The organism is Ancylobacter sp. Lp-2 (genome assembly GCF_020523795.1).
Classification (GTDB): Bacteria; Pseudomonadota; Alphaproteobacteria; order Rhizobiales; family Xanthobacteraceae; genus Ancylobacter.
The window spans coordinates 381,425-404,492 of record NZ_JAJALI010000005.1 but is presented as its reverse complement, the minus strand read 5'-3'; the positions used below and the strand labels follow the sequence as shown (position 1 = coordinate 404,492).

General features: G+C 69.4%; 20 protein-coding genes. 9 read left to right on the top strand and 11 right to left on the bottom strand.

Going from position 1 to position 23,068, the window contains the following annotated elements; genetic code table 11:
• Positions 1–169: 169 nt before the first annotated feature.
• From LGR54_RS15405 to LGR54_RS15395, 3 genes are read right to left on the bottom strand one after another with little or no spacing between them, the layout of a single operon-like run.
• A complete protein-coding gene (locus LGR54_RS15405) occupies positions 170–1,564 on the bottom strand; it encodes an FGGY family carbohydrate kinase (RefSeq protein ID WP_230362872.1) in 1,395 nt (464 codons plus the stop codon).
• Complete coding sequence (locus LGR54_RS15400) at positions 1,564–2,790, bottom strand: NAD(P)/FAD-dependent oxidoreductase (protein ID WP_230362871.1); 1,227 nt, start codon at positions 2,788–2,790, stop codon at positions 1,564–1,566. Before LGR54_RS15400 ends, LGR54_RS15405 begins: the two co-directional genes overlap by 1 nt.
• Positions 2,787–4,193, bottom strand: a complete 1,407-nt coding sequence (locus LGR54_RS15395) for an NAD(P)/FAD-dependent oxidoreductase (protein WP_230362870.1) — start codon at positions 4,191–4,193, stop codon at positions 2,787–2,789. The genes LGR54_RS15400 and LGR54_RS15395 overlap by 4 nt, the downstream gene beginning before the upstream one ends.
• Positions 4,194–4,673: 480 nt before the next feature.
• Between LGR54_RS15395 and LGR54_RS15390 the strand changes: the two genes are divergently transcribed.
• Both LGR54_RS15390 and LGR54_RS15385 read left to right on the top strand, forming a co-directional pair.
• Positions 4,674–5,450: a DeoR/GlpR family DNA-binding transcription regulator gene (locus LGR54_RS15390; RefSeq protein ID WP_230362869.1), complete on the top strand. Its 777-nt coding sequence runs from the start codon at positions 4,674–4,676 to the stop codon at positions 5,448–5,450.
• Positions 5,451–5,693: 243 nt separating this feature from the next.
• Entirely contained in the window at positions 5,694–7,181 is a 1,488-nt protein-coding gene (locus LGR54_RS15385; protein ID WP_230362868.1) for a DMT family transporter, read from the top strand.
• Positions 7,182–7,244: 63 nt separating this feature from the next.
• On the opposite strand, the gene LGR54_RS15380 is transcribed toward LGR54_RS15385, so the two are convergent.
• From LGR54_RS15380 to LGR54_RS15355, 6 genes are all read right to left on the bottom strand, one after another.
• On the bottom strand, positions 7,245–8,852 hold the full coding sequence (locus tag LGR54_RS15380; protein WP_230362867.1) for a thiamine pyrophosphate-dependent enzyme: 1,608 nt from the start codon (positions 8,850–8,852) through the stop codon (positions 7,245–7,247).
• A 17-nt stretch (positions 8,853–8,869) separates the two neighbouring features.
• Complete coding sequence (locus LGR54_RS15375) at positions 8,870–9,643, bottom strand: class II aldolase/adducin family protein (protein WP_230362866.1); 774 nt, start codon at positions 9,641–9,643, stop codon at positions 8,870–8,872.
• 30 nt (positions 9,644–9,673) lie between these two features.
• Positions 9,674–10,375, bottom strand: a complete 702-nt coding sequence (locus LGR54_RS15370; RefSeq protein WP_230362865.1) for a nitroreductase — start codon at positions 10,373–10,375, stop codon at positions 9,674–9,676.
• The gene (locus tag LGR54_RS15365; RefSeq protein ID WP_230362864.1) at positions 10,360–11,961 is read right to left on the bottom strand and encodes an amidohydrolase; all 1,602 of its coding nucleotides are present in this window, start codon (positions 11,959–11,961) and stop codon (positions 10,360–10,362) included. The genes LGR54_RS15370 and LGR54_RS15365 overlap by 16 nt, the downstream gene beginning before the upstream one ends.
• 2 nt (positions 11,962–11,963) lie before the next feature.
• Positions 11,964–12,968: a dimethylarginine dimethylaminohydrolase family protein gene (locus LGR54_RS15360; RefSeq protein WP_230362863.1), complete on the bottom strand. Its 1,005-nt coding sequence runs from the start codon at positions 12,966–12,968 to the stop codon at positions 11,964–11,966.
• A 120-nt stretch (positions 12,969–13,088) separates the two neighbouring features.
• On the bottom strand, positions 13,089–13,679 hold the full coding sequence (locus tag LGR54_RS15355; protein WP_230362862.1) for a TetR/AcrR family transcriptional regulator: 591 nt from the start codon (positions 13,677–13,679) through the stop codon (positions 13,089–13,091).
• 330 nt (positions 13,680–14,009) lie between these two features.
• On the opposite strand from LGR54_RS15355, the gene LGR54_RS15350 reads away from it, so the two are divergent.
• The 5 genes from LGR54_RS15350 (at position 14,010) to LGR54_RS15330 (ending at position 18,860) form a co-directional block, all read left to right on the top strand.
• Complete coding sequence (locus tag LGR54_RS15350) at positions 14,010–14,924, top strand: polysaccharide deacetylase (protein WP_230362861.1); 915 nt, start codon at positions 14,010–14,012, stop codon at positions 14,922–14,924.
• A gap of 120 nt (positions 14,925–15,044) precedes the next feature.
• Complete coding sequence (locus tag LGR54_RS15345) at positions 15,045–15,890, top strand: ABC transporter substrate-binding protein (protein ID WP_230362860.1); 846 nt, start codon at positions 15,045–15,047, stop codon at positions 15,888–15,890.
• Positions 15,891–15,931: 41 nt separating this feature from the next.
• Positions 15,932–16,771, top strand: a complete 840-nt coding sequence (locus LGR54_RS15340) for an amino acid ABC transporter permease (protein ID WP_230362859.1) — start codon at positions 15,932–15,934, stop codon at positions 16,769–16,771.
• Positions 16,768–17,565: an amino acid ABC transporter ATP-binding protein gene (locus LGR54_RS15335; protein ID WP_230362858.1), complete on the top strand. Its 798-nt coding sequence runs from the start codon at positions 16,768–16,770 to the stop codon at positions 17,563–17,565. The genes LGR54_RS15340 and LGR54_RS15335 overlap by 4 nt, the downstream gene beginning before the upstream one ends.
• 65 nt (positions 17,566–17,630) lie before the next feature.
• Positions 17,631–18,860, top strand: a complete 1,230-nt coding sequence (locus LGR54_RS15330) for a Zn-dependent hydrolase (RefSeq protein WP_230362857.1) — start codon at positions 17,631–17,633, stop codon at positions 18,858–18,860.
• 106 nt (positions 18,861–18,966) lie between these two features.
• On the opposite strand, the gene LGR54_RS15325 is transcribed toward LGR54_RS15330, so the two are convergent.
• Positions 18,967–19,725 (bottom strand): class II aldolase/adducin family protein, encoded by a 759-nt coding sequence (locus tag LGR54_RS15325; protein WP_230362856.1) that lies wholly within the window; start codon positions 19,723–19,725, stop codon positions 18,967–18,969.
• A 9-nt stretch (positions 19,726–19,734) separates the two neighbouring features.
• Complete coding sequence (locus tag LGR54_RS15320; protein ID WP_230362855.1) at positions 19,735–20,730, bottom strand: LysR substrate-binding domain-containing protein; 996 nt, start codon at positions 20,728–20,730, stop codon at positions 19,735–19,737.
• 250 nt (positions 20,731–20,980) lie between these two features.
• Here LGR54_RS15320 and LGR54_RS15315 point away from each other — a divergent pair, with 250 nt between their 5' ends.
• Both LGR54_RS15315 and LGR54_RS15310 read left to right on the top strand, forming a co-directional pair.
• Positions 20,981–22,009, top strand: coding sequence for a PotD/PotF family extracellular solute-binding protein (locus LGR54_RS15315; RefSeq protein WP_230362854.1), 1,029 nt, complete (start codon positions 20,981–20,983; stop codon positions 22,007–22,009).
• Positions 22,009–23,067 carry an ABC transporter ATP-binding protein gene (locus tag LGR54_RS15310; RefSeq protein WP_230362853.1) on the top strand — a complete coding sequence of 353 codons (1,059 nt, stop codon included), beginning with the start codon at positions 22,009–22,011 and terminating at the stop codon, positions 23,065–23,067. The genes LGR54_RS15315 and LGR54_RS15310 overlap by 1 nt, the downstream gene beginning before the upstream one ends.
• The last annotated feature ends 1 nt before the right edge of the window (position 23,068 follow it).

The window sequence follows — 23,068 nt, the reverse complement described above, 5'->3', positions numbered from 1 at the left end:
ACGCCATCGCCCGCCTCGGCGGCTCAACCTGCGCGACCATCCGCGACCGCTTCGACATGCCGACCCCGACGCTCGCCCAGTGGCAAGAAGGCTTCGGTTCCGGCGAGCAGGTGGAGTAGCGCCGGCACCGGCCGGCTCCCGTCCGTTCCGGCCCGATAAGGGCTGCAACCTAGCCGCGCCAGCCGCCGCTGCGGGCGACGGCGGCGGCGAAGCGCGCGTGGTCGGCCGGCGTCACCGAACCGTCCGGCGCGAAAGAGGAGCCGGCGGCGCGAAGCTGGGCGACCTCCGCGCCGCACAGCTCGGCGAGGCCGAGCGAGGTCATCTCGTGCATCGCCGGCACCCGCACGCCGCGTCCGCTGGCGGCGGCGAGGAAGCGTGCGAAATAGGTGCTTTGCGACAGCCCGCCATCGATGGAGATGGCGCGGATGTCGCCGATCTGCTCCGCCGCCGCCTCGATCAGCCTGACGGTGAGCAGGGCGATGCCCTCGAGCGTCGCCTGCACCAGGTCGCGCCGGCCGGTGGTGGCGTCCATGCCGAGGAACAGCGGCGCCGCCGTGCGGTCCCAATACGGCGCCGCCAGCCCGGAGAGCGCCGGCACGAAGACCAGCCCCCGGCTGAGCGCCGACGGTCCGTCGAAGCCGTCCAGTTCCTCCGGCCGGTCGTAGAGGCCGAGGCGCCGCACCCATTCCAGCGCCGCGCCGGCGTCGTAGACCCCGCCCTCGAGGGCGAACACCGTCCCCGCCCCCTGCCGCCGCCAGGCGACGGTCGGCAGCAGCCCGGCGGCGGCCGGCCGGTCGGTTCCCGTCACCGCCAGCAGGAAGGCGCCGGTGCCGAAGGTGATCTTCGCCTCGCCTGGGTGGCGGCAGCCATGGCCGTAGAGCGCCGCCTGCTGGTCGACGATGGAGGCCCGCACCGGTACGCCGCCGATCGCCCCGAAGCCGGCATCGACCGCGCGGATCTCCGGCAGGCAGGCCATCGGCACGCCGTGCAGCGCGCACAGCTCCGCGCTCCAGGTGCCGCTCGCCAGATCGAGCAGGCCGGTGCGCGAGGCGGTGGCGAGGTCGGTGGCGAAGTGGCCGCACAGCCGGTCGAGGAAGAAGGCGTCGGTGGTGCCGAGCCGCAGCCGCCCCGCCGCCTGCGCCGTCGCCACCTCCGGCAGGTTGCGGAGCAGCCAGCCGAGCTTGCTCGCCGAGAAATAGGCGTCGAGCGGCAGCCCGCAGATCGCCTTCGAGCGGTCCTCGGCCGCCGCGCCCAACACCGCCAGCTCGCCGGCGGTGCGCGCGTCCTGCCAGACGATCACCGGTGACAGCGCCCGGCCGCTTTCCGCGTCCCAGGCGAGGCAGCTCTCGCCCTGGTTGGCGAGGGCGATGGCCTCGACCGGCCCCGCCGCCGCCAGCACCTCTCCTATGTGGCGCAGCAATTCCTCGGGATCGTGCTCCACCCGGCCGGGAGCCGGATGGAACTGCGCCTGCCGCCGGCTGGCGACCTGCCGTGCCTCGCCGCCGCTCTCGACGACGAGGCAGCGGGTCGAGGTGGTGCCCTGGTCGATGGCGGCGACGCGCATCACGGCTGCTCACGGAAACGGAAGCGCACGCTCTCCGCCGCGAAGGCGCCGGGCGGGATCGGCACCAGGATCCGCCGCTCGGGCATGAAGACCCGCTCCGCCGCCCACGCCTCGCGCCCGTCGATCTCCAGCGACAGCCGCCCGCGCACGCGCGCAGTGACGCGCAGCTGGAAGTCGCGGAAGGCCGGCGCCGCATGGCCCTGCCGCCGCAGCAGGCCGGGCACCACCAGCTTCACCGGCGCCTCGACGTCGACGCGCACCGGCTCGCCGGCCGCGCCGCCGCGCGACAGGTCCTCGGCGAGGGCACGCCCGACCGCGCGTCCCTCGCGAAACGCCCAGCCGCCGGTCTCCACCGCGCGCAGCACATTGCCGCTCGCGAAGAGGAAAGGATCGGCCGTCCGCCCGTCCTGGTCGATGGCCGGCCCGGCGCTGCCGGCGTCGACCCCCAGCGGCGATTCCCGCAGCAGCGCCGCCTCCGGGGTGAAGCGACCCGTGAGCAGCACGCCGTCGCAGGCCAGCCGCTCCTCGCCGCCATCGGCGCGGCGGAAGGCGATCTCCTCCACCCGCGCGCGGCCGCGAATGTCGAGGATTTGGGCGCCGCGATGGAACGGCACCCCCGCCAGTGTGGGAAACCAGCAAAACGGCGCGCCCGCGAGCGCATGCGCCGCCGGCTCCAGCATCGCCACCGGCCGCGCGCCATGGGTGAGGCACGTCAAAAGCGCCGACAGGCTCACCAGTTCCGAGCCGACGATCACCGGCCGCCGGAACGGCATCAGCCGGTGGAAGGCGACATAGGCTTGCAGCGTGCCGGTGGTGAGCACCCCCACCGGCCGGTCGCCCGACAGCAGCCGGGCCGCGCGCGGCGTCTCGCGGGCGCCGGTGGCGATCAGCACGCGGCGCGCCGCCAACTGCTCGACGCCGCGCGGCGACGCGACGGTGAGGCGGCCGTCGCCGTCCAGCCGCACAACCGAATGGCCGGTCCGCACCTCGACGCCCGCCCGCGCCGCCTCCGCCGTCAGCCGGCGGCCATAGGCGGCGCCGAGATAGATCCGACCGAATTCGCGCATGCCGAAGGGGGAGTGGCGGCAATGGCGCGTCGCACCGCCGAGCTCGGCCTCGCGGTCGAGCAGCACCACGCCGGGAACCCCGCGCCGGCGCAGCTCCACCGCCGCCGCCACTCCGGCCGGTCCGCCGCCGACGACGATCACATCCGCCATCGCGCTCATGCCGTCTCTTCCTCGACGGCCAGCGGCGTCGACAGGCGGTCACGGGTCATCGCGGCGAGGCGGGCCTGGCAATAGAACCCCTGGCAACGGCCCATGCCGGCGCGGGTGCGCCGCCGTAATCCGCCGATGTCGCCCGGCGGCACACGGCTGGCCAGCGCCGCCTCGATCTCGCGCCGGGTCACCATCTCGCAATGGCAGACGATCTCGCCATGGTCGGGGCGCTGCCAGTCGCGCTCGCGGGTCTCGGTGAGGTTCGGCAGCGCCACCTCCGGCGCGGCTACCGGGAGGAGAGGGGTCAGGCCGAAGCCGGCGTGCAGCCGCGCCGCGTGCTGCGCCAGCCCCAGCGCCGCGGAAAGTCCGGTCGAGCGGATGCCGCCGAGGGTGATCGCCCTCTGCTCCGGGCGCGCGACGATGCGGTATTCTTTCCTGTCGCTCGCTGGCCGCAGCCCGGCATAGACCGCCGTCACCGGCATGCCGGCCAGAGCCGGCACGATCTCGGCGCCGCGCGCCAGCAGTGCCTCCAGCGTCGCGGTCTCCACCGTGGCGCGCACCCGGTCCTCCTGCTCCTCGGCGGTCGGGCCGATCAGCACGTTGCCGAAGGCGGTCGGGCACACCACGACCCCCTTGGTGATCTCGGTCGGGACCGGCAGCACGATGCGCGGCACATGGCGGAACGCCGCCTTGTCCAGCACGACGAACTGGCCCTTGCGCGGCCGGATGGCGAATGTCGGCGCGAAGCCGAGCCGCTGGTCGACGATGTCGCCATAGAGCCCGGCGGCGTTGACCACGCTTGCCGCCCGCACCTCGCCGGCCGAGGTGGCGAGCCGCCATTCGCCGTCGAAATGCCCCTCGATCAGCTCCGCCTCGCGCAGGAACGCGGCGCCGAGCGCCACCGCCTGAGTGAGATAGGCGAGCGGCGCCGACCACGGGTCGATGATGTGCTCGCCCGTCACCTCGAGCGCCGCCACCAGCCGGTCGGAAAGCCCGGGCATGGTCTGGCGCGCCGCGCCCCCCGACATGAGGCGCAGCCCGGCAATGCCGTTCTCGCGGCCCTGCGCGGCGATCGCCTCCAGCTTGCCGGCCTCGCCGTCGTTCCAGGCGCAGACCAGCGCGCCGGTTTCTACCAGCGGCAGGTTCAGGCCGTCGCGCAGGGCGAGATATTCCGCCCGGCCAGCCTTGATCAGCTCCAGTTCGAGGCTGTCGGGCGGCGCGTCGAAACCGGTGTGCAGGATGGCGCTGTTGGCCTTGGAAGCGCCGGAGAGCAGGTCGCTGCCCTTCTCGATCACCGCCACGCGGGCGCCGTCCAGCGCGAAGCGCCGGGCGACGGCACAGCCCACCACGCCGGCGCCGATGACGGCGACGTCGAACATTCCGGCGGGTGAGGGCAACTGCGTGCGGAGCATGGCGCTCGCTTATCCTGTCGTCATCTCGCTGCCGGCCATCGGAGCCGGCGGCCGGAGGGAGGCGAGGCGGCGTCGAGGCTCGCCTTATGCCCCATCATGTCGCGCGCGAGTGCCCTGCGACGCGGCCGGCCGGACCTGTCAGCTGTCTTTCCCTCGCAGGCTCTGCACAGCCATTGTGCATGCCTTCTGTGTTCGCATGGACGGCACTGTATCGGTTTCCCGCGCGAAGTGAAGCCCGGTTCCTGACGTTTTCGTCCGTTCGGTCGTCTTCATTCTATGAAGATATGCCCGAACAGGCGACAATCTATGTGATATTATGACCGAATGGTCGTATGCACGGGATCTCCGTCGCAGGGCCGGACAGCTAAACGCTTGAATAGAAAGTCGTTCGACACGCTTCGCCGGCGATTGACCGCTCCAGCCGACTGACTTGCCGATTCCACCCCGCCCTTCGGCGGGGACGCAGTTGAGGACCCCGCCGTGCAGCCCTCCTCGCGCTTTGAAGAAATCGTCGCGCTGCTCGCTCGCTCCGGCGAAATGACCGTCGAGGCGCTGGCGGACCATCTCCAGGTCTCCCGCGAGACGGTGCGCCGCGACCTTGCGCGCCTCGACCGCGACGGCCGGCTGCGGCGCTTCCACGGTGGTGCCAGGGCGATCCTCGCCCCCGCCTCGATGATGGAGACGGAGTGGCCGTTCGCGCAGCGTCTGGCGCAGAACGCCGCCGGCAAGAAGGCCATCGCCCGTGCCGCGGCCCGCCTGTTCCGGCCCGAGGATTCGCTGTTCATCGATACCGGCAGCACGACCATCGCCTTCGCCGAGGCGCTGGCCACCGGCCCGGCGCTGGTGACGATCACCAATTCGCCGCGCATCGCCGCGACGCTGGCCGGCAATCACAGCCACAAGGTGTTTCTCATCGGCGGCGCCTATGGCGTGGATGCCGGCGAGAGCCTGGGGCCGCTGGCGCTGGAGCAGATCGGCAAGTTCCGCGCCCGCCATGCGGTGCTGACCATCGGCGCCATCGACCAGGCCTGCGTCATGGATTTCGACCTGCAGGAGGCCGAGATCGCCAAGGCGATGATCGAGCAGGCCGACCGCGTCACCGTGCTGGCCGACCATTCCAAGCTCGACCGCCGGGCGGTGTTCGAGATCGCCCCGCTGAGCCGCATCGACACGCTGGTCACCGATCTCGCCCCGGCCGAGCCGATGGCGCGGGCGATCGCCGGCGCCGGCATCGAGCTCATCGTCGCCGGGGCCTGAGCGGCGGCCCCGCGACACCGGCGTTTTCCGGATGACGTACCGCCGCGCTGCCGCCGGAACCGGCGCGGCGTCGGTTCTTCATGGGGGCGGGCAGGCTGTGAAGCGCGCGGGACGCCCATTGACGTTCAGCGAAATGCAAAGCAAACTCCAAAAATAGAGTTGACTATAGATATTTCGGCGCGGGACCGGACGGCGCCGCGCGAGGGGAGCGTCATCGATGTCCGCGCCGCCGGGAGCCGCCGCATGAGCCCGCGCCAGCCCGCGCTCGCGCTCCCGGCCGGTCGCGGGGCGTTCCTGGTCGCCGTCGCGCTGGTGATGGTGTCCGACGTGATGCTGCCCCTGCAGGACGCCCTCACCAAGCGGTTCGTCGAGGCGGTGCCGGTGGCGCAGCTGCTGCTGGTGCGCAGCTTCACCGTCATGGCGCTGGCCCTCGCCTTCGGGCGCGGCCGGCTGGCGGGGCGCATCGTGCGCTCGCCGGTGAAGCGCACGATGATCCTGCGCGCGCTGGTGATGTTCGCCGCCTGGAGCTGCTTCTACCTCGCTTTGGCGGAGATGCCGCTCGCCCAGGCGGTGACTTTGTATTTCGTCTCGCCGATCTTCGTCGCCGTCGCGTCCGGCCCGGTGCTCGGCGAATGGCCGAGCGCACGGCACTGGCTGGCGATCCTCGTCGGCTTCCTCGGCGTGGTGCTGGCGAGCGGGCTGGTGCGCTTCGAACTGACCACCGCGGTGGCGCTGGCGCTCGCCTCCTCCGCGCTGTGGGCGGCGGCGCTCTTGATGCTGCGCTCGATGGCGAGCGAGGAGAGCAGCCTCGTACAGGTGACGGTGGCCAACGGCGTGTTCGTGCTCGCCGGCGCCGTGCAGTTGCCCTTCACCGGCTGGCATCTCGCGCCGGCCGAGCTGTTCGGCGTGGCGCTGATCGGCGTCGTCGGCGGCACCGGCCAGTTCGCCCTCTATGAGGCGGCGCGGCGCCTCCCGGCGCATCTCATCGCCGTGCTCGAATATGGCGGGCTGATCACCGGCTTCGCGCTCGGCTACCTGATGTTCGGCGACGTGCCGACCGCGCTGGTCACCTTCGGTGCCGTGCTGGTGGTGATCTCCGGCGTGCAGGCGGTGCGGCTGGAGAGCCGTCGCGCCGATGGCGGCGCGCAGGCCCCGGACGCGCTGGTCTCGGACGCGCTGGCTCCCGGCGAGCTCGCGGCGCTGCCGGGCCTGCCGCTCACCCCCTTCCTTCCCCCTTCGCAACAGGAGACAAGCATGTCGAAGGAAACCCACGATCTCGTGGTCAACTACATCGCCAAATACCGCTTCCCCTTCCCGGGCCAGACCACTTGGCCGGAGGGCTACGTCACCACCACCAATGTGCCGCAGGCCAAGGCGTCGATCCCGACCCCGGCCGGCGCACATTTCCCGGACATCGTCATCACCGACCGCACCGGCCGGGTGCGCGAGCTGGGCGAGGTGGAGATGGCGATCGGCCCGCAGGCGCTGCCCTATCTCAAGGCCGGTTCGGAGCTGACCGACAACGACACCCCGACCCAGGTGAAGCACTTCTTCGTCTATGTGCCGGCCGGTCAGGAGGCGGTGGCGCAGAAGCTGCTCGAGGACAACGCCATCTCCTATGCCGGCGTGCGCGGCTTCACGGTGAACGCCGACGGCACGGTGAAGATCGTGCCCTTCGTCACCAAGGGCGACCAGTACGACCACCAGATCACTGATCCGGCGGCCGCCTGACGCGGAAAAGCCGGGTCGCCTAAGCGGCCCGGCCAATTTCGTCGGAGATGGTGTCGGCTGAGATCAGGGTTCGAGAAGATCCCACGGGCTGGGGAACTTTGACACGGGCACCTCGATCAGCGTCGGCCCCGTCTGTTCCATGGCCCAGCGCAGCGCATCGGCGAAGGCTTCAGGACCCTCGGCGCGGCGCGCCTTCGCACCGAAGCTCTCGGCGTAGCGCACGAAGTCCGGGTTGGTGAGGCCGGTTGCGACGACCTTGCCGCCATACAGGTCTTCCTGCATGCGCCGGACATTGCCATAGGCGCCGTCGACGAACACCACGCCGATGGCCTTGATGCCGTGCTGCACGGCGGTGGCGAGCTCGTTGCCGGTGAACAGGAAACCGCCATCGCCGCACAGCGCCACCACCGGCACCTCGGGATTGGCTGATTTGGCGCCGAGCGCGGTGGCATAGGCGAAGCCGAGCGTGCCCTGGTAGCCCGGCGTGAGCAGGAGGCGCGGCGCGGCGACGTCGAAGGCGCCGGTCGAGACGTAGCCGATCTGGGTGTAGTCGGCGACGATGCGCGCCTCGGCCGGCAACACCTCGCGCAGCGCCCGCACATAGGCCATCTGCGGCGCGAGGCGGGTGGCGAAGGCCGCGGCGATCTCCGCCTTCAGCGCCGCGATGGCGTCGGCGCGGTCGGTTTTGGCTGGCCCGGCCTCCACCGCCTCGGCAAGCGCCACGAGGGTGAGCGGTGCGTCGGCCTCGATGGCGATCTCCGGCGGCGTGCCGCGCGAGAACTGCGCCGGGTCGATGTCGACCCGGATGACCCGCATCCCCGCGCGTTCGCCCCAGTTGCGCCGCGCCTCGTGGAAGCGAGTGCCGACGGCCAGCACCACATCCGCCTCGGCCCATAGCCGCTGGCCTTCCGCGAAGCCCACCGCCAGCTTGTGCGTGCTCGGCAGCACCCCGCGCCCCTGCAGATGCGCCACGACCGGCGCTTCCAGATGCTCGGCGAGGCGCAACAGCGCCGCCTCGCCGCCATAGGCGCCGGAGCCGACGAAGATCAGCGGTGCCTTGGCCTGCGCGAGCAGGGCGGCGGCGCGGGTGACGGCATGGGCGATCGGCGCGCGCGGCGGCGCGGCAACGGCGGCACGTGCCGCCGGCAGCTCGGCCGCCGCCAGCAGCACGTCGGCGGGGAGCTCGACGGCGACCGGCGCGATGCCGGCCTTCAGCTTGGCGAAGGCGGTCTCCATCAGCGCCGGGATCTCCTCCGGCGTGCGGGCGATGCCGCTCCAGCGCGTCAGCCCCTTCACCATGGCGGTCTGGTCCGGCAGCTCGTGCAGCTCGCCGCCACCGACCCCGATGGCGGTGGAGGCGATCTGGCCGATCAGCGCCAGCACCGGCGCGCGCACCGCATAGGCGGTGGCAAGCGCGGCGGCGGTGTTGAGGAAGCCGGGGCCGGGCACGCAGACATAGACGCCGGGCTCCCCGGTCGACTGCGCATGGCCGAGCGCCATATAGGCGACGCCCTGCTCGTGGCGGGCATTGACGATGGTCAGCCAGTTCTGCGCGCCGTACAGCGCGTTGAACAAATGGTCGAGCTGGATGCCGGGAATGGCGTAGAGCGTCTCGACGCCGTTCGCCTTCAGCGCGTCGACGACCGCCTCGCCGCCGGTCATGTGCCTCATCGCCCCGCCTCCGGTGCTCACGAACGATAGTCCGGCTGCTCGCGGTCGAGCTTCCGGCGGAAGGCCTGCCAGGGCAGCCAGCCCTTGTTGGCCTCGCCGCCGAACTGCTTGGCGGTGCGCGCCACCACCTGCGAGGGCGGGATCGACAGCGGTACGCCGGTCGACTGCGCCGCCACTTGGATGCGGCAGGACTGCTCCAGATAGTACATCCAGTAGAACGCCTCGGCGACGGTGGCGCCGACGGTCAGCAGGCCGTGATTGCGCAGGATCAGCGCGTGCCCCGTGCCGAGGTCGCGCACCAGCCGCTCGCGCTCGGTGAGGTTGTCGTCGGCGGCGATGCCCTCATAGTCGTGGATGCCGACCTCGTCATAGAACTCGATGCTCATCTGGTTGAGCGGCAGCAGCCCGCCTTCCTGCGCCGCCACCGTCATGCCGGCCAGCGTGTGGGTGTGCATCACGCAGGCGGCGTCGTGCCGCTCGCGATGCACCGCCGAATGGATGACGAAGCCGGCCGGGTTCACCGGCCAGGAGGTCTCCTGCGCCGGCTCGCCCTCGGCGTCGACCACCACCAGCGACGAGGCGGTGATCTCCTCGAACAGCAGGCCGTAGGGATTGACCAGGAAGCGATGCCCCTCGCCCGGCAGCCGCACCGAGAGATGGGTGAACACCGTGTCGGACATGCCGAAATGGGCGATCAGCCGGTAGGCGGCGGCGAGGTCCTCGCGCAGTTCCTGCTCGGTGGGCTGGTAGCCCGGGGCGGGCGGGGCGGGCGGCACGGCGGGGATCGGCATGGGCGGCTCCGGGGCAGGCGACGGGGGCGGTCAGCGAAGGGTGAAGGCGGCGAGCGGGTCGTCGCGCTCGGTACGGATGAAATTCTCCGGGCGGGCCGGATCGGCATGGCCGATGGCGATGCCGCAGATGAGCATGAGGTCGGGCGGCGCGTCCAGGAAGGTCGCCACCGTCGGCGCGTACATCGCCCAGTCGGCCTGCGGGCAGGCATCGAGCCCGGCCTCGCGCAGGAGCAGCAGCACGGTCTGCAGGTAGATGCCGAGGTCGAGCCACTGATAGGGCGTGGCCTCCCGGCCGATGAAGAGGAGCACGCCGGCCGGGGCGCCGAAGAACTGGAAGTTCTCGTCGATCCACGCCTTGCGGGCCACCGCATCGTGGCGGTCGATGCCAAGAGCGCCGTAGAGGATCTCGCCGTTGCGCCGGCGGCGGGCGAGCGCGGCCGGGGTCAGCACCGGCGGGTAGAAGGGATGCGCCATCGGCTCGCCGTCCGGCAGCTCGGCAATGCGGACACACATCAGCGCCTTCAGCGCGGCGATCTCCTCGCCGTCGACGAGCCGCGCCGTCCAGGGCTGGAGGTTGCCGCCGGAAGGCGCCCGCGCCGCCCGGCGCAGCACGTCTTCGAGGAGGGCGCGCGGCACTGGGCGGTCGAGAAAGGCGCGCGTCGAGACGCGGCCGTCCACCGCCTGCGACACGCTCATCCCGCCCGGCGCCGCGCCGATCACGGCACGCTCCATTCCCGCCCGCGCGGGGTGTCGACATATTCCGGCCAGCGATAACCGATCGGGGCCGCAAAATCCTTAGGCAGCAGCGGCGCCACCCATTTGCTGCCGCCGACTCCGCCGCCGGTGCGTTCCTCGAACTCGGCGCGGATCGCCGCCAGCGCCGCCGGATCGGTCATCAGCTCGATCACCGTGGTGGCGATCACCGAAGCCGCCTTGCTCCACATCGGGTCGATGCAGGCCGGCACCCCACCCATGGCGTTGCGGGTCCATTCCGGGTAGCGGTAGCCGGGCTGGGGTGGCTGCAAGGTCGGGCGGGCCACATAGAGTCGCACCGTCGGCGCGTGCCAGGTGTAGTCGACATAATCGTCGGCGGCGTAGTTCAGCTGCCAGGCCGGCAACTGCGCCCGGAACGCCGCCTCCGCCTCCCAGGGCGGGGTCAGCTTTTCCATGCCGGCGAGGAACGGCTCGTCCATCGGCTCCAGCCCGAGTCCGTTCTGGAGTTGGCGGGCGAAGTCCTTCGCCTCCTCGCTCCACACCGGCGCGCCGAGTTTTTCGAAGTTGCCGAAGGTCAGCTTCGACATCGCGGTGTTGGGCAGGCCGGCGCGGGTCTTGGTGATCCACGCCTTGGTGACGGTGCAATGCGTCATCGCCGCGATGTGGTCGGCGTTGCGGTCGAGCACCGCGAAGGCCGCCTCGCACATGGCGAGGTTGGGCGCGCGCATGGAATACTGGATCTGTCCGATGCCGGGGGCGATGTTGTCGGCGGTGGCCTGCCCGGCGATCGGGATGAACTCGTTGAGCGTCCACGAGCCGGAATGCGGCAGCATGGATTCCTTCATCATCTTCGAGTTGGTGTACATCAGGCACACCGCGTCGATGGCGCCGGGCGCCCGCGCCATGGCGTGCACATGGCTCACCGTGCCGCCGGCGGCCTCGTTCTGCCACGTCTCCGGATTCTCGCACTCGAAGGTGTAGATGCGGCTCCAATAGGGAGCGCTGGTGGTCTCCCAGAAGCAGCCATTGGTCAGCGCCGGGAAGGAGTGCGGGTGGAAGCTGAAGGCGGCGTCCAACCCGTCATAAAAGCCATGCGCCGCATGCACCGGCTTGGCGCCGCACATCTTCTCGGCCGGCTCGCCGAAATAGACCAGCGTGCCGCCGATGCCGTGTTCCTCCATCGCCCGCTTGGCGGCAAGGAAGCCGGCAAAGGATCCCATGCCGAGCGCCGAATGCGGATCGGTATGGCCGGCCGCGCGCGGGCTCTCGCCGGGGCGCGGGGCGCGATAGGGCACCGGCGCCTGCGTCTGGCCGGGCACCGCGTCATATTCGGCGTAGCCGGCGATCACCGGGCCGGGACCGTTCGACCAGCGGGCGCGGAAGGCGGTCGGCATGCCCGCCGTGCCGCGCTCCACCGTGAAGCCTTCCGTCTCCAGCCGGTCCATGTACCAGGCGGAGGATTTGTACTCCCGCCAGGACGGCTCGTGCAGGTTCCAGATGGTCATGTGGTCGGCGGAGAAATCCGCCTGCCGGTCGCCGAGATAGGCGAGCGCGCTCGCCTGCGCCGGGCTCCAATCCCCTGTGGAGGTGTCAGGATCGACCATGCTCACACCTCGTCGCGGATCAGCGGCGCGGTGGAGCAGTGCAGGCCGCCGCCGCCGGAGATCACCTTGTCATAGGGCACGGTGATCACCTCGACCCCGTGCAAGGCGAGCCGATCCATCGTGTAGCCGGAGACGCCCTCCGGCATCAGCATGCGGTAGGGGGCGATGGCGAGCGAGTTGATGATGGCGCCGTCATCCTCGTGATGCAGCTCGATCAGCCGGATCCCGAGCGCGTTCAGCCGCTCGATGAACCAGTAGGGCAGCAAGGTGAAGTTGGCGATGGCGAGGTCGGGGCCGATCATCACGAACAGCCCGTCAATGTGCAGCCGGTAGCCGGTGAGCGGCACCTTGATCAGCTCGACGCCCTGCGAGCGCATCACCTCCTCGATCTGCCGCGCGCCCTCGTCATTGGTGCGCGAGGAGACGCCGGTGGCGGCGACCTTGGAGTTGAGCCAGCAGAAGCTGCCGCCCTCGGCGACGCCGGTGCCGGAGATGGTGCGCAGGATCGGGCAGCCGATCTTCGCCAGGGTGCGGGTCGCCGGCAGTTCCTCGCCGCGGCGGATGCGCGGGCCGAGCCGCATCACCATGGCGCCGCCGCCAATGCCGACCACCGCGTCGCGGGTGTAGCAGGTCTTCATGCGGCCGGGCGCGGGCGCGTCGATGAACACCACCTCGACGCCTTCCGCGCGGAGCGCCGCGACATAGGCGTCGTGCTGCGCCTGCATGGCGGTGAGGTCCGGCGGCTCGTCGCCGCGCCAGTACCAGCCGGCCTGGGTGTCGCCGAAGGCATTGTTGTCGAGCCGCTTGGCGGTGTCGACGACGTTCACCTCGTCGCCGGGCCGGTGCATCAGCACCACGCGCAGCCGGCCGACATCATTGGTGCAGCCCCATTTGCGCCCCCACCAGCGGGTCAGCTGCTCCTCATCCTCGAAGGCCGGCTCCGGCTCGGAGGGGAACTGCTTGATCAGCTGGTTGTAGCGCCATTCGTTCTCGGTGATCGCGCCCAATTCAGGCTCCCGGCAAGGACATCATCACGTGCACCAGAGCGGTGCGTCGCAAGAAAGCCTAGGAGCGGCCCGAGGGCGTTGCAACATAAATTTGGAGTGAACTCCAAATTTATAGATGCCTCACGCAGCCCCGGCGCCCGCCGGTTCGCGCAGGATCTGGCTGAGGATGAAGCGGATATTGCGCGCGCCCTGTCCCAGCATCTCCTCCACCGTGCCGTCGGTGCGGGCGACGAAATTGCCGAACTGGAAGGTGGTGATGCCGACGATCAGCTCCGACAGCACGATGGGATCCACCGTGGCGTCGAGCCGCCCGCGCTGCTGGTAGGTGCGGATCAGGCGGATGTAGTGGCGCTTGATCAGCGTGTTGAGCCGGGCACCGGTGCGGCTGGCCCGCCCGTCCGGCTCCAGATACTGGGCGGACATGATCACCCGCCAGCACTCGCGCGACAAATGCCGCATCGCCTGCTCGGCCAGCAGCCGCTCGAAGGAGAGGATGCCCTCCACCGGGTCGTCCGGCAGGTTGCGGATGAAGCTGCGGCGCTCGGGCAGCGCGGCGTGCACGTGGCGCAGCGCCAGCTCCATCAAGAGGTTCGGCTTGGTGGCGAAGTAGTTGTAGACGGTCGCCGGCGCCACCGAGGCCTTCTCGGCGATGGTCTCGATCCGCGTCGCCTCATAGCCCTTCTGGCTGAACAGATGCTCGGCGGCGTCCAAAACTTGTTCAGCCCTGAGCCGCTTGTGCTTTTCCCTTAGGCTGCCGCCGGCCATTCCCCAAACCCTTTCCGCGCCCGGATCCGTTTCCCGAAGCGTCGCTGTTCTAGCCGAGCCGCGCCGGCAAGGCGATCTATATTCTGCTCTAAAAATAGAGTTGACGATAAAAATTCCAACCCGAATTATATCCCGTACCTGCCGGGCGGCCATGGCCTCTTCCACGATGGCTCATTCCGCCGCGTCCGGCACCCTTGCGGACGCGGCCGGCCGCTGGCGGGCGACAGCTCGATCCTCCCTGCCGGGCGCAGCCGCGCCGGATCTCGATGGTGGTGCATGCTTCAGTTGATCGACAATCCTCCCCCCTGGCCGAACGGCGCGCGCTGCGCGGTGTGCTTCTCGTTCGACTTCGACGCCGAGAGCCTGCTGCACCTCTATTATCCGCAGGATTCCACCCGCCGGATCAACCTGTCCTCGTCGCTGCGCTACGGCGCCCGGGTGGCGGTGCCGCGCATCGCCCGCATCTGGAAGCATTTCGGCCTCCGCCAGACGGTGTTCGTGCCCGGCTGGTGCGTCGAGACCTATCCCGCCGCCATCGAGGCGTTGCTGGAAGACGGCCACGAGCTCGGCCATCACGGCTGGCTGCACGAGCGGCCGAACCAGCTCGCCCCCGGCGACGAGCGCCGGGTGCTGGAGCTCGGCATCGCCGCCATCGAGAAGGCCACCGGCAAGCCGCCGGTCGGCTACCGCGCCCCCTCCGGCGCCTTCTCCGAGCACACGCTCGACCTCTTGATCGAGCACGGCTTCACCTATGACGCCTCGTTGGCCGGCGACGACGTGCCCTATCTGCTCGAAGGCACGCGCGGGCGCCTCGTCGAATTACCCTCCGACCATCCGCTCGACGACTGGCCGCAATATGTGAACCTCAAGGAATTCAACATGGGGATGACCATCCAGTCGCCGGCGCGGGCGATGGAGGTCTTCCGCGCCGAGTTCGACGCCGCCTGGAACCATGGCGGCGTGTGGGCGGCGATCTGGCACCCCTTCGTGTCCGGCCGGCTCGCCCGCGCCGAGGCGATGGTCGAGCTCATCGAGCACATGCAGGGCAAGGGCGGGGTGTGGTTCGCCACCCTCGCCGAGATGGCCGAGCATATCAACGGCGTGATCGCCCGCGGCGAGTGGACGCCGTCCGTCGAGCGCCTGCCCTTCTGGCCCGAGCCGGTGCCGCAGCCGGTGCGGCCGAGCCGTTAGGCGCCAAGTTACTGAAAGCCTTGCTACCGAGAGCCCGGCCACCAAGAGCCAGGCCGTCAAGTGCCGAACCCTTCCTTCCAGACAAGGCCAAAGGCCACTTCCAGATCACAGGGAACTTCGATGCTTCACAGGACGATCCTGACTGCCGTCGCGACGCTCGGCCTCGTCGGCCAGTTCGCGATGACCCATCCCGTCTCGGCGCAGGCGCTGCCGCCGGAAGTCGCCAAGAGCAAGGTGGTGCGCGTCGCCATCGAGGCGGCCTACCCGCCGCTCGAAGTGCGCAACACCGCTGGCGAGCTTGAAGGCTTCGACATCGACCTCATCCGCGCGATGGGCAAGGTGCTCGGCGTCACCATCGAGCACCAGGACGGTGCCTTCGAGCAGATGACGCCGTCGCTGCAGTCGGGCCGCGTCGACATGATCATGAGCGGCTTCTACGACACGCCCAAGCGCCGCGCGATGTTCGACTTCATCGACTATCTCAAGGCCGGCGCGCAGTTCTATTCGCTCGCCGCCAACAAGGAGGTGCAGAAGCTGGAGGATCTGTGCGGCAAGACCGTCTCCAGCGTTCGCGGCACTTCCTATCCCGACACCATCAAGGCGTTCTCGGACAAGATCTGCGCCGGCAAGGAGCCGATCACGGTGATCCTGGACACCAATCTCGGCCAGCAGATCACCAATCTGAAGACCGGGCGCATCGTCGCCGGCGTGCAGGGGCTGGAAGCGGTGCCGACCATCGTGCAGACCGATCCGGGCACCTTCACCATCCTCGGCGAGCCGATCTCCATGGCGCTGATGGGCATGGCCTTCAACAAGGACGCCGACAGCACCACGCTGCGCGACGCCTACGCCTATGCGCTGAAGCAGGTGATCGCCGACGGCACCTATGACCAGCTGATCAAGAAGTGGAAGCTGGACATCTCCGCCTATAAGGACGTCAGCATCAACGCCGGGCCGCAGCCGTGAGCGCCGCCCCCCACGCCGATCTCGCGCGCGGGGGGCCGTCCATGGCGGAGGAGCTTGACATAGCGCGCCTCCGCCATGTCAGGCGCCCGCATTTCGGACGGATCGCGGCCATCGTCGCGATCCTCATCGTCGCCTTCCTGCTGGTGCGGGCCTTCGCCCATGGCAAGATCGACTGGGCGACGACCTGGGAATTCCTGTTCTGGCCCACCATCCTGTGGGGGCTGTTCAACACGGTGTGGATGTCCTTCGTCTGCATGGCGGTCGGCATCGCCATCGGGCTGGCCTGCGCGGTGGCGCACGCCTCCACGAACCCGGTGCTGAAGGGCGCGGCGATCTTCTATGCCTGGTTCTTCCGCGGCGCGCCGGTGATCCTGCAATTGCTCATCTGGTTCAACCTGGCGCTGGTGTTTCCCACCCTCGGCATTCCCGGCCTGTTCGAGTTCAAGACCGTGGTCGTCATCACCCCGGCGGTGGCGACCATATTGAGCCTCGGCCTCAACGAGGGCGCCTATGTGTCGGAGATCATCCGCTCCGGCATGCTCGGCGTCGATCGTGGGCAGTATGAGGCGGCCAAGGCGATGGGCATGACCAATGGCACGGCGCTCCGGCGCATCATCCTGCCGCAGGCGATGCGCATCGTGGTGCCGCCGCTCGGCAACGAGTTCATCGGCCTCGTCAAGATGACCGCGCTCGCCTCGATCATCGGCTTCGGCGACGTCGTGCGCAGCGCCCAGGACATCTACTATTCCAATGCCAAGGTCATCGAATTGCTGATGGTGCCAACTTTCTGGTTCCTGGTGGTCGTCACCGTGCTCACCCTCGGCCAGCGCGTGCTGGAGCGCCGCTTCGGGCGTGGCTTCGGCACCGGGGGCGCCCGATGACGCGAGCGGACGGTAATTCGAGCGTTACGCCGGTCGTCTCGGCGGTGAAGGTCGGCAAGAAGTTCGGCGGCCATCAGGCGCTGGCCGACGTCACCATGGACGTCATGCCCGGCGAGGTGGTGTGCATCATCGGCCCCTCCGGCTCGGGCAAGACCACCTTCCTGCGCTGCATCAACCAGCTGGAGAGCTTCGACAGCGGCGGGCTGTGGCTCGATGGCGAATTGCTCGGCTATCGCCGGGTCGGCGAGGCGTTGCATCCGTTGAGCGACAAGGAGATCGCCGGCCAGCGCCGCAAGACCGGCATGGTGTTCCAGCGCTTCAACCTGTTCCCGCACATGACGGCGCTGGAGAACGTCACCGAGGCGCCGGTGCAGGTGCTCAGGCGCCGGCGGGACGAGGTGCACGACGCCGCCATGCTGCTGCTCGACCGGGTCGGCCTCGCCCACAAGGCGGGCGCCTATCCCTCCGAGCTGTCGGGCGGCCAGCAGCAGCGCATCGCCATAGCCCGCGCGCTCGCCATGCAGCCGAAGCTGATGCTGTTCGACGAGCCGACCTCGGCGCTCGACCCCGAACTGGTCGGCGAGGTGCTGGCGGTGATGCGCGACCTCGCGTCGAGCGGCATGACCATGATCGTCGTCACCCATGAGCTCGGCTTCGCCCGCGAGGTCGGCGACCGGGTGGTGTTCATGGACCAGGGGCGGGTGGTCGAGACCGGCACCGCCGCCGAACTGATGAGCGACCCGAAGGAAGTGCGCACCCGCAACTTCCTCAAGACCGCTTTCACGCGCGGCTGACGCCGTCCGCCGCTATGCTGGCGGGATTCGCCGCCCGCCGCCCGCGTTTTCCAGGGAGCCTTGCCGTGTCGAACCTGACGATCGATTCCGACCGCCTGTGGTCGAGTCTGATGGAAACCGCCCGCTTCGGCGGCACGCCGGACGGCGGTATCCGCCGCCTCACCCTCACGGCGGAGGACCGGCAGGTGCGCGACTGGCTGCGCGCCGAGTGCGAGGCGCTCGGCTGCACCGTCGCCATCGACGCGCTCGGCAACATGTTCGCCACCCGGCCGGGGACAGATCCCGACGCGCTGCCCATCGCCATGGGCAGCCATCTCGACACCCAGCCCACCGGCGGCAAGTTCGACGGCGTGCTGGGCGTGCTCGCCGGCCTCGAAGTGCTGCGCGCCCTCGATGCCGCCGGCTACGTCACCCGCCGGCCGCTGATGCTGGTGAACTGGACCAATGAGGAGGGCTCCCGCTTCTCCCCGGCGATGATCTCGTCCGGAGCCTATGCCGGCGTCTTCACCGTCGACGACGTGCTGGCGCGCACCGATGCGCAGGGCGTCACCTTCGGCGACGCGCTGGAGGGCATCGGCTATGCCGGCGAGGCGCCGGTCGGCTCGGTGGCGTTCGGCGAGATGTTCGAGCTGCACATCGAGCAGGGGCCGGTGCTGGAGCACGAGGGCAAGACCATCGGCATCGTCACCGGCGTGCAGGGTATTCGTTGGTATGATCTTACTGTAGAGGGCTGCGCCGCACATGCCGGCACCACGCCGATGCCGCTGCGCCGCGACGCACTGGTCGGAGCGGCCGAAATCGTCCTCATCGTCCACCGCATCGCACTCGAACATGACGGCGTCGCCACCATCGGCGAGATCGGCGTGGTGAACGCCTCGCGCAACGTGGTGCCGGGCGAGGTGCGCCTCACCCTCGACCTCCGCCACCCCGAGACGGCCGCCCTGGAGGCGATGGAGAAGGCGGTCGAGGCCGCGCTGGCCGGCCCGGCCTTCGCCAAGACCCCGGCCCGGCTGGTCCGGATGTGGGACAGCCCGCCGGTGGCGTTCGACGCGAACTGCATCGCCGCCGTGCGGGAGGGTGCCGCCGCCGCGGGCTATCCGGCGCGGGAGATCGTCTCCGGTGCCGGGCACGATTCCGTCTACACCGCCCGGGTGGTGCCGACCTCGATGATCTTCGTGCCCTGCAAGGACGGGCTCAGCCACAATCCGGCCGAGAGCGCCACGCAGGCCGACTGCGCCGCCGGCGCCCAGACCTTGCTCAACGCCATGCTCGCCCGCGCCGACGGCACGAATTAGCAGGTCGGCCGCGCTGGATCAGCCTCTCGTCGAACAGGAGCGAGGGGAGGCGGATCGCGGTCGGGTGTGCCCCGGACTATGAACGGCGGCGCCTCCGGCGTCGGTGTCAATTGACATAGTCCGGCTCGTGCCGGTCGAGGACCCGCCGCACCTCGGCGAGGTGGGTGAAGGACGAGTCCGTGAAGCTCTCCCAGTCGCGGGCCGTCTGCTCGGCCACCGCGTCGGAGAGCACCGCGAGTTCGCGCCCGCTGGCATAGGCCAGCATCAGCGTGCGGCAGGCGCGCTCCAGATGGTAGAGCGTGTCATAAGCCTCGGCGATGCTCTTGCCGGTGACCAGCACGCCGTGATTGCCCATCATCATCACCTCGTTGCCGCCCAGCACATGGGCGAGGCGCATGCCCTCGTCCACCTCGTCGGCCATGCCGGTATAGCCGGTGTCGATGCTCACGCGGTTGAAGAAGCGGGCCGTCGTCTGGTCGATGGGAAGGATGCGCGGGTCGCTCAGGCAGGACAGTGCGGTGGCGTAGGGCGAGTGGACATGCAGGATGCAGCGGGCGTTGGGCAGCTCGCGATGCATGGTGCCGTGAATCGCCCACGCGGTCGGGTCCGGCGCTTCCGAGCCTGACATCACGCTCGCATCGTCGGCATCGAGCAGCAGCAGGTCGGAGGCGCTCATCAGCGAGAAGTGGCGCCATTTGCGGTTCATCAGGAAGCGGCGCCCGGGGCCGGGCAGCGCGACGCTGAAGTGATTGGCGATGCCTTCATGCCAATCCAGGCGGGCCACCATGCGGAAGACCGCCGCGAGGTCGGTCCGCAGCTTCTGTTCGCTGGAATCCATGTTGCGGAGCAGGGTGAGGGTGTTCATGCGGGCCTCTCAGGACGAAATCTTGGCTTTGCTCGGCTTGCTGGTGAAGCCGGGCGGGATCGGTGCGGCGACATAGCCTTCGGGGGGCGCGATATGCGCGGGGATCTCGATGTGGCTCTGGCAATGGTGCAGGAAGGCGCGGGTCAGGCGGGTCAGCGCGGTGGAACCGTGCCAGGCCATGACGGTACGCGAGGGGATCATGCGGTCGGTGAGCGGTATCGTGACCACCTCCTGTCCGTCGAAGGTCATGGCGTGCGGCGGCTCGGTGACCAGTACGGAAAATCCGAGGCCTTGGCCGACGAGGCCGCGGACGAGTTCGATCGAAGGCACCCGGTAGGCCACGCGCGGAGTCACGCCCGCCGCGTCGAACAGGGTGAGGAAATATTCGCTGCTCGGCCAGATATCGAGCAGGATCAGGTCGTCGTCGGCCAGCATGGAGAGCGAAAGGCTGGCGCGCGAGGCAAGACGGTGGCGCTTGGGCAGCACCGCGCGCGGGTAGAGATCCGGCAGCAGCGCGACGTGTTCGATGCTGGCGCTCAGCCCCTGGACGTAGCAGATGGCAAGGTCGTAGGCGCCGGAGCGCAGGCCTTCAATGATCTTTTCCTGCGCGCCGATATGCAGGCGGATGGTCACGTCGGGAAAACGCTCCTTGAACGAGGCGATCAGTCCCGGTGCGTAGAGCGGCGCCAGCGTCTCGAAGCAGGCCAGCGAGATCTCGCCGGCGACGATGTCGTTCTCCCCGAGGGCGCGCTGCTCGAACTCCCGGGCATGTTTCAGAAGTTGCAGCGCGTGCAGGTAGACCCGCTGGCCCACCGGCGTCAGCGTCATGCCCGAGGAGCGCTGCCGCACGAACATCTGCATGCCGAAGCTCATCTCCAGTTCCTTCACGGCAACGGATACCGAGGGCTGCGAGATGTTGAGGTGCCGGGAGGCCTGGGCGATGCCGCCGCTCTCGACCACGGCGACGAAGTAGCGGAGCTGTCGCAACGAATAGTTGGTGGCCAAGATACGCCTCAGGGCTTATGCGCAGAAATAGGGCAGGTCTAAAAACCGATCATCGACGATGGAATGTCATGGGGCAAACAATAAAAAATCTATGCCGCGCTGCGGAAAATCCGTTGAGCCGAAAGCGTCGCGTCGTCTGGTCAACCCCCTTTGGTTCTGTAAGGATTTTTACGCAATCGATGGCCTCGCAGCGCTCGCTTCTCGTCGCTGAGCTGTAGCGGCACATCCAAAAATCCAGAAGGGACACACCATGACTCAGTCCGTTTTGCGGAAGTCCGTTTCCGTTCTCGCCGTGGCCGCGCTTGGCCTCGTGTCCGCGCTGGCCGGACCGGCCACCGCGGCCGACAAGGAAATCACTGTCCAGGCCTGGGGCACCACCTGGGAGCAGGGCCTGCAGGAAGTGGCTGACGGCTTCGAGAAGGAAACCGGCATCCACGTCGTGCCGGTGACGCAGTCCGGCTCGAGCGATGGCCTCGCCCGGCTGCAGTCGATGGCCGATGCCCCGAAGATCGATGTGTGGTTTTCCACCTCCTCGCTCGCCGCGCGCGCCACTGCCGACCGCAAGCTGTTCGCGCCGATCCCGGCCGCCAAGCTGTCGAATGCCAAGGACCTGATCGACGGCGCCGAGATGGAGGCCTATGTCGCGGCCTATTACTACCCGCTGTCGATCATCTACCGCCCCAGCCTGGTGAAGAAGCCGATCACTGGCTGGAAGGACCTCTGGGACCCGACGTTCAAGGACTCGCTGGCGACCCCCGATGTCGAGACCTATGCCGGCCGCATGCTGCTGGTCGCCGCGCTGCTGAACGGCGGCGGCATCGACAATGTCGAGCCCGGCTTCAAGGCGTGGCAGGACCTGCGCCCCAATATCGCGATGTTCTACGGCTCGGATTCGGACTCGCGCCGCGCGCTCGCCCAGGGCGAGGTGACGGTTCTCGTCGGCCCGCCGTCGCAGGCCGCGCCGCTGCGCGCCGACGGCGTCGATGTCGCGGTGCTCAGCCCCAAGCCGTCGCCGGTGATGTTCGACGTGATGACGCTGGTGAACACGCCCAAGCAGGACATGGCACTGAAGTTCATCGACTACGTGCTGTCACCCAAGGCGCAGGAGATCATCTCCACCAAGATCGACATGGGCCCGGTGAACAAGTCGGTGAAGCCCTCCCCGGCGCTTGCCGCCGTGCTGCCCGCCGTCGCGGATCAGGTCAGCTTCGACGAAGCCAAGGTCAACGCCGCGATCGGTGGCTGGAACGAGCGCTTCAAGGCCGAGATCGCCCGCTGATGCCTGCTGACGTCGCCGCTCTCGAACTCGCCGGCCTGCGCAAGAACTATGGCGGCCAGACTGCCGTGCGGGAGGTCGACCTGCGGCTCCCGCGCGGGGCGCTGCTGACCCTGCTCGGCCCCTCCGGCTGCGGCAAGAGCACGCTCCTGCGCATGATCGCCGGCTTCGTCGAGCCGAGTGCGGGCGACATCCGGATCAACGGCCGCAGCGTGCTGTCGCTGCGGCCGGAGCGCCGGCCTACCGCCATGGTGTTCCAGAGCTACGCCCTGTTTCCCCATATGACGGTGTTCGACAACGTGGCCTTCGGGCTGCACCTGCGTGCGACGCCGCGCGCGGAGATCGCCGACAAGGTGCGGCGCGCCCTTGCGCTCGTGCGCATGGATGCCTTCGAGGCGCGCTTTCCCTCCGAATTGTCCGGCGGCCAGCAGCAGCGCGTGGCGCTGGCGCGCTGTCTGGTGGTCGAGCCGGAGATCCTGCTGCTCGACGAGCCGTTCGGCGCCCTGGATCGCCACCTGCGCGAGGAAATGCAGGTGGAGATGCGCAAGCTTCAGCGCCAGCTCGGCGTCACCATGGTGGTCGTCACCCACGACCAGGAAGAGGCGCTGGTCCTCTCCGACTACATCGCGGTGATGCGGGCGGGCGCCATCGAGCAGTTCGCCGAGCCGATCGAGCTGTACGACCGGCCGGCGAACCGTTTCGTCGCCAGCTTCATGGGGGTCTCCAATCTCGTCGACGGCATGATCGAACGCACGGGCCGGACCTCCTTCCGCTTTCCGGGCGGCGCGGCGCTGCCGGTCGACAGCGACCTGCCGACCGGTCCGGCCACGCTGGCATTGCGGCCGGAATCCCTGCGGTTCTGCCTGCCGGACGACGACGGCTGCCATCTCGCGGGCACCGTGGCTTTCACGTCGCTGGTTGGCAGCCGGCTGAGCTGCGAGATCGATGTCGGCGGTGCCGTTCTCACCGCGTTGGTGCCGCGTCATGGCAGCGGCCCGGCCATCGGCGAGCGGGTCGGGCTGGCGATCGCCGCCGAACAGCTGCAGCTGTTCGCGCGATGAG

Coding starts and splice junctions, on each gene's coding strand:
- LGR54_RS15400 (WP_230362871.1), bottom strand. CDS start 2,790: ATGAGCGCGATGGCGGATGTGATCGTCGTCGGCGGCGGACCGGCCGGA.
- LGR54_RS15370 (WP_230362865.1), bottom strand. CDS start 10,375: ATGGAGCGTGCCGTGATCGGCGCGGCGCCGGGCGGGATGAGCGTGTCG.
- LGR54_RS15385 (WP_230362868.1), top strand. CDS start 5,694: ATGAGCCCGCGCCAGCCCGCGCTCGCGCTCCCGGCCGGTCGCGGGGCG.
- LGR54_RS15405 (WP_230362872.1), bottom strand. CDS start 1,564: ATGCGCGTCGCCGCCATCGACCAGGGCACCACCTCGACCCGCTGCCTC.
- LGR54_RS15380 (WP_230362867.1), bottom strand. CDS start 8,852: ATGAGGCACATGACCGGCGGCGAGGCGGTCGTCGACGCGCTGAAGGCG.
- LGR54_RS15395 (WP_230362870.1), bottom strand. CDS start 4,193: ATGCTCCGCACGCAGTTGCCCTCACCCGCCGGAATGTTCGACGTCGCC.
- LGR54_RS15335 (WP_230362858.1), top strand. CDS start 16,768: ATGACGCGAGCGGACGGTAATTCGAGCGTTACGCCGGTCGTCTCGGCG.
- LGR54_RS15350 (WP_230362861.1), top strand. CDS start 14,010: ATGCTTCAGTTGATCGACAATCCTCCCCCCTGGCCGAACGGCGCGCGC.
- LGR54_RS15365 (WP_230362864.1), bottom strand. CDS start 11,961: ATGGTCGATCCTGACACCTCCACAGGGGATTGGAGCCCGGCGCAGGCG.
- LGR54_RS15345 (WP_230362860.1), top strand. CDS start 15,045: ATGCTTCACAGGACGATCCTGACTGCCGTCGCGACGCTCGGCCTCGTC.
- LGR54_RS15310 (WP_230362853.1), top strand. CDS start 22,009: ATGCCTGCTGACGTCGCCGCTCTCGAACTCGCCGGCCTGCGCAAGAAC.
- LGR54_RS15340 (WP_230362859.1), top strand. CDS start 15,932: ATGGCGGAGGAGCTTGACATAGCGCGCCTCCGCCATGTCAGGCGCCCG.
- LGR54_RS15315 (WP_230362854.1), top strand. CDS start 20,981: ATGACTCAGTCCGTTTTGCGGAAGTCCGTTTCCGTTCTCGCCGTGGCC.
- LGR54_RS15325 (WP_230362856.1), bottom strand. CDS start 19,725: ATGAACACCCTCACCCTGCTCCGCAACATGGATTCCAGCGAACAGAAG.
- LGR54_RS15375 (WP_230362866.1), bottom strand. CDS start 9,643: ATGCCGATCCCCGCCGTGCCGCCCGCCCCGCCCGCCCCGGGCTACCAG.